At 61.8% G+C, this 5587-nt stretch carries 5 protein-coding genes; 4 read left to right on the top strand and 1 reads right to left on the bottom strand.

What is annotated here, in order from left to right:
* From araG to ACTJLA_RS26710, 3 genes are all read left to right on the top strand, one after another.
* Positions 1–1386, top strand: a 1386-nt coding sequence (gene araG / locus ACTJLA_RS26720; RefSeq protein WP_440842474.1) for an L-arabinose ABC transporter ATP-binding protein AraG, incomplete at its 5' end; no start/stop codon positions are given.
* Between the two features lie 22 nt (positions 1387–1408).
* Complete coding sequence (gene araH, locus ACTJLA_RS26715) at positions 1409–2374, top strand: L-arabinose ABC transporter permease AraH (protein ID WP_259284615.1); 966 nt, start codon at positions 1409–1411, stop codon at positions 2372–2374.
* 220 nt (positions 2375–2594) lie between these two features.
* Positions 2595–3398: an IclR family transcriptional regulator gene (locus ACTJLA_RS26710; RefSeq protein ID WP_034126746.1), complete on the top strand. Its 804-nt coding sequence runs from the start codon at positions 2595–2597 to the stop codon at positions 3396–3398.
* On the opposite strand, the gene ACTJLA_RS26705 is transcribed toward ACTJLA_RS26710, so the two are convergent.
* The gene (locus ACTJLA_RS26705) at positions 3399–4451 is read right to left on the bottom strand and encodes an NAD(P)-dependent alcohol dehydrogenase (protein ID WP_440842471.1); all 1053 of its coding nucleotides are present in this window, start codon (positions 4449–4451) and stop codon (positions 3399–3401) included. It lies immediately after the preceding gene.
* A gap of 181 nt (positions 4452–4632) precedes the next feature.
* On the opposite strand from ACTJLA_RS26705, the gene ACTJLA_RS26700 reads away from it, so the two are divergent.
* On the top strand, positions 4633–5526 hold the full coding sequence (locus ACTJLA_RS26700; protein ID WP_054922615.1) for an AraC family transcriptional regulator: 894 nt from the start codon (positions 4633–4635) through the stop codon (positions 5524–5526).
* Positions 5527–5587 lie beyond the last annotated feature (61 nt).

Here is a 5587-nt window from a genome sequence, read left to right as displayed (position 1 = left end):
GAGAACGGCGCCGGCAAGTCGACCCTGCTGAAAATCCTCGGCGGCGCCTACATTCCGTCCAGCGGTACGGTGCAGATCGGCGCGCAGACCATGGCCTTCAAATGCGCCGCCGACAGCATCGCCAGCGGTGTGGCGGTGATTCACCAGGAGCTGCACCTGGTGCCGGAAATGAGCGTGGCCGAGAACCTGTTCCTCGGGCATTTACCCACGCGCTTTGGCGTGGTCAACCGGAGCCTGCTGCGCAAGCAGGCCCTGGCCTGCCTCAAGGGGCTGGCCGATGAAATCGACCCCGACGAAAAACTCGGGCGCCTGTCCCTGGGCCAGCGCCAATTGGTGGAAATCGCCAAGGCGCTGTCCCGTGGCGCCCATGTGATCGCCTTTGACGAGCCGACCAGTAGCCTCTCGGCGCGGGAAATCGACCGCTTGATGGCCATCATCACGCGCCTGCGCGAGGAGGGCAAAGTAGTGCTCTACGTGTCGCACCGTATGGAAGAAGTGTTCCGTATCTGCGACGCAGTGACGGTCTTCAAGGACGGTCGCTACGTGCGTACGTTCGAGGACATGAACACGCTGACCCACGATCAACTGGTGACCTGCATGGTCGGTCGCGATATCCAGGATATCTACGATTACCGACCGCGTGAGCAGGGCGAAGTGGCGCTCAAGGTAGACGGCTTGCTCGGTCCTGGCCTGCGTGAACCGATCAGCTTTGAGGTGCGCAAGGGCGAGATCCTGGGCCTGTTCGGGCTGGTGGGCGCGGGGCGTACCGAGCTGTTTCGCCTGCTCAGTGGGTTGGAGCGCGCCAGTGCCGGCAGCCTGGAACTGTGCGGTGAGCCGTTGCAGTTGCGCTCACCCCGCGACGCCATCGCCGCCGGGGTATTGCTGTGTCCGGAGGATCGTAAGAAAGAGGGCATCATCCCGCTGGGCAGCGTCGCCGAAAACATCAACATCAGCGCCCGTGGTGCCCATTCCACCTTTGGCTGGCTGTTGCGCGAAGGTTGGGAGAAAGCTAACGCCGACCGGCAGATCCAGGCGATGCGGGTCAAAACGCCGAACGCGGCGCAGAAGATCATGTACCTGTCCGGCGGCAACCAACAGAAAGCCATCCTTGGCCGCTGGTTGTCGATGCCGATGAAGGTCCTGCTGCTGGACGAACCCACCCGGGGTATCGACATCGGCGCCAAGTCGGAGATCTACCAGATCATCCATAACCTGGCGGCCAATGGCATTGCGGTAATCGTGGTGTCCAGCGACCTGATGGAGGTGATGGGCATCTCCGACCGCATCCTGGTGATGAGTGAAGGCGCCTTGACCGGTGAGTTGCCCCGCGCCCAAGCGGATGAAGCACGCCTGCTGCAACTGGCGCTGCCACAGTCGCGGGCTTGAACAAGAACAAGAGGGTTTGGCTATGTCTGAGGTAAAAACTGCAAAGGGTTTCTGGCTGGGTTTCAATCAGCGCAAATTTCTCGATGACTGGGTGATGCTGCTGGCGGCACTGGGCATTTTTGTGCTCAGCGCGGTGTTCATCGATAACTTCCTCTCACCGCTGAACATGCGCGGTCTGGGCCTGGCGATTTCGACTGTCGGTATTGCTGCGTGCACCATGTTGTTCTGCCTGGCCTCAGGGCACTTCGACTTGTCGGTAGGCTCGGTGATCGCCTGCGCCGGGGTGGTGGCGGGCATCGTGATGCGTGACACCGACAGCGTGGTACTCGGCGTGTCGGCGGCCTTGGCCATGGGCCTGGTGGTAGGGCTGATCAACGGCATTGTGATCGCCAAGCTGCGCATCAATGCGTTGATTGCCACCCTGGCGACCATGCAGATCGTACGTGGCCTGGCCTACATCTTCTCCAACGGCAAGGCGGTGGGGGTGATGAACGAAGGGTTCTTCGTGTTCGGCAACGGCCAGCTGCTGGGCGTGCCGGTGCCGATCATCATCACCGTCCTGTGCTTTGTGTTCTTTGGCTGGCTGCTCAATTACACCACCTATGGGCGCAACACCATGGCCATTGGCGGCAACCAGGAAGCGGCGTTGCTCGCCGGGGTCAATGTCGATCGCACCAAGATCATCATCTTTGCCGTGCACGGTTTGATCGGCGCCTTGGCCGGGGTGATCCTCGCGTCACGCATGACCTCGGGCCAGCCGATGATTGGCCAGGGTTTCGAGCTGACGGTGATTTCGGCGTGCGTGCTGGGCGGGGTGTCGTTGAGCGGCGGTATCGGCATGATCCGCCATGTGATTGCCGGGGTGTTGATTCTGGCGATCATCGAGAATGCGATGAACCTGAAGAACATCGATACCTTTTACCAATATGTGATTCGTGGCTCGATCCTGTTGCTGGCGGTGATAATCGACCGCATGAAACAACGCTAATGGTCGCCCTGTGAAGATCAAACTGTGGGAGCTGGCTTGCTGTGGCGAGCAAGCTTGCTTGCGCTGGGGTGCGAAGCGCCCCCAAAAGCCGGCTCCAGCTGCGCTGTCGAACGGGAGCAAGCTCCCTCGCCACAGCAAGCCAGCTCCCAGCTTGGATCTCCTGTGTTCAAGAGGGCGGTATTTGCCATAATGCCCCCGCTTTCATACTTATAGGCCCGATATGCAGGAAAACGCCCACACCCCCGTCAAAGACGCCGCCCCCACCGGCACCCAGACCCTGTTGCGCGGCCTGGGCGTGGTGCAAGCGGTGGCGGCTGGTGCGCGGGATCTCAAGGAGATCGCCCGGCGCATCGGCACCACGCGCAGCACAACGCACCGCCTGGCCAGTTGCCTGGTGGACGAGCGTTACCTGCGCGTGGTGCCCCAGGTCGGTTATCTGCTGGGGCCCAAGCTGATCGAGTTGGGGTTCCAGGCCCGTGAAGAGTTGCCCTTGGTGAACCTGGCGGTGCCCTACCTGGATGAGTTGTCGGCGCTGACCGGCGATACCATTCACCTGGCGATTCGTGAGTACGACGAGGTGCTTTACCTGCACAAGAACCCCGGCCGCAATGGGCCGGAAATGCGCTCGCGGGTCGGCCATCGCATGCCGCTGGCGCGCACCGGTATCGGCAAGGCGTTGATGCTGGATGATTCGCCGCAGGAGTGGCAGCGCTTGTACGAGGCGAGCTTGCCGGCGGTGGGCAAGAGCCTGCAATGGCCGCAGCACCCGGAGCAATCCTGGGCGCAGTTCGAACAGCGCATGCATGAGTATGTCGAGGGTGGCTACGCGTTTGACCTCGAAGACAACGAACCTTCGATCCGCTGCGTGGCCGCACCGGTGCGCGATGCCAGCGGGCGCATTGTCGCCGGCATCAGCATTGCCAGTACGGTGCCCTATATGCCGCTGGAGAAAATGGCCGAACTGATCCCTGTGATCAAACAGGTCGCAGCCCGGCTGTCAGCGGAGTTGGGCGCCAAGGCCTGATCAGGCTTTCAGGCTCGCCATGTCGATGACAAAGCGGTACTTCACATCACCGGCAATCATGCGCGCATAAGCTTCGTTGATCTGGCGAATGTCGAGCATCTCGATGTCGCAGGTAATGCCATGCTCGGCGCAGAAATCCAGGACTTCCTGGGTTTCGGCAATGCCGCCGATCAGCGAGCCGGCCAAGACTTTACGACCCAGCACCAGCTTGGCAGCGTTGACGGGTGGGTCCACCGGCTCGATCAGGCCGACCAGGATATGCACGCCGTCAAAGCGCAGCACATCGAGGTAGGGGTTCAGGTCGTGCTGCACCGGGATGGTGTCCAGCAGGAAATCGAAGTGCCCGGCAGCAGCTTTCATTTGCTCGGCATCAGTGGACACGATCACATGGTCGGCGCCCTGGCGACGGCCTTCCTCGGCCTTGCTGGCCGAGCGCGTGAACAACGTGACTTCGGCGCCCATGGCTTTGGCGAACTTGATGCCCATGTGGCCCAGGCCACCCATGCCGAGGATCCCGACTTTATCGCCGGCTTTCACGCCGTAGTGCTTGAAGGGCGAGTAGGTGGTAATGCCTGCGCACAGGATCGGCGCAGCGCTGGCCAGGTCGAGTTTGGCCGGGATCTTCACCACAAAGTGTTCACTGACCACGATGCTGTCGGAGTAGCCACCCATGGTGTTGCTGCCATCCACGCGGTCTGGCGTGGCGTACGTCATGGTCGGGCCTTCGAGGCAATACTGCTCAAGGTCTGATTGGCAGGCTTCGCAGTGGCGGCACGAGTCCACCATGCAGCCTACGCCCACCAAGTCGCCGACTTTATGCGCGGTGACGTTGGCGCCGACGGCGGTGACTTTGCCAACAATTTCGTGGCCCGGCATCAGCGGGTACACGGCGATGCCCCATTCGTTGCGCGCCTGGTGGATGTCGGAGTGGCACACGCCGCAGTAGAGAATCTCGATGGCCACGTCATCGACGCGTGGGCTGCGGCGTTCAAATGACATCGGGGCGAGGGGCGTGGTGGCCGACTGGGCGGCGTAACCGATGGCGGTGTACATAGTAAACCTCACAAAAGCTTGGACTGCAGAGGCGGCAAATTCTGCGCGCCGGCCTGGGGGCGCGAACATGGCAATTGCTCCGAGTCTCATGCCTATTCGTCCGGCAGTGCCTGAGGTTTGGATATATTGGCCGCCAGACCTGCGATGATGCTGTCATCCCTCATCCGCGAAGTTTTTTGCCATGCTGTTGACCCGCCATTTGGACGCCAATGCCACGCTGGTTGCCTTGATCGAAGGGCTCACGCCCCGCGACGGTTTTTCCCCGACTCACCTGCCCGGCGTGCAGGTGCTGCGCGCCAGTTGCGATGTGGCGCGTGGGCCGCAGATCTATGAGCCAAGCCTGATGTTCGTGGCCCAGGGCAGCAAGGTCGCCTACCTCGGCCCGCGCACGTTGGAGTATGGCGCCGGGCATTACCTGATCCAGGCGATGCCGGTGCCGTTCGAATGCGAGACCTTTGCCATGGCCCCCGAGGCGCCGTTGTATGGCGTGACGGTAGGCATCGACCGCGTGGTGTTGGGCGAGTTGGTGATTGCCATGGGCATGCAAGCCGGGCCGCCGCCGACCGCGCAGACCTTGGAGTCGATGAGTTCGGTGGTGCTGGACGATACGATGCGCGGCTGCGTCGAGCGGTTGTTGCAGTGCCTGCACGATCCGCTGGAAAGCCGGATCATGGGGCCTGCGCGGGTGCGCGAATTGTTGTTCACCGCCTTGCGTGGGCCTCAGGCCGATGTGCTGCGTGCGCTGGTGGAACAACAGGGGCAGTTTTCGCGCATCGCCACCTCATTGAATCACCTGCATGCCCATTACGCCGAGCCGCTGAATATCGAGACGTTGGCCGGGTATGCGCACATGAGTGCGTCGACCTTTCATGAGCATTTCAAACGCTGCACCTTGTTATCGCCGGTGCAGTACCTCAAGCGCCTGCGGCTATTGAAGGCCCAGCAGTTGCTGCTGGTGGAAGGCATGAGCGTGGCGCAGGCGGCGCACAAGGTGGGGTACCAGAGCACGTCGCAGTTCAGTCGGGAGTACAAGCGCTATTTCCTGCGCAACCCGGGGGAAGAGCGGGCCGCCTGACACCACGAGGTTATTGTGGGAGCTGGCTTGCCTGCGATAACGGTGGGTCAGCTATACATTT

It is taken from the genome of Pseudomonas sp. 22072 (genome assembly GCF_052046095.1).
In the GTDB taxonomy this organism is placed as follows: Bacteria; Pseudomonadota; Gammaproteobacteria; order Pseudomonadales; family Pseudomonadaceae; genus Aquipseudomonas; species Aquipseudomonas paracarnis.
This window is presented reverse-complemented; position numbering and strand designations above follow the sequence as displayed.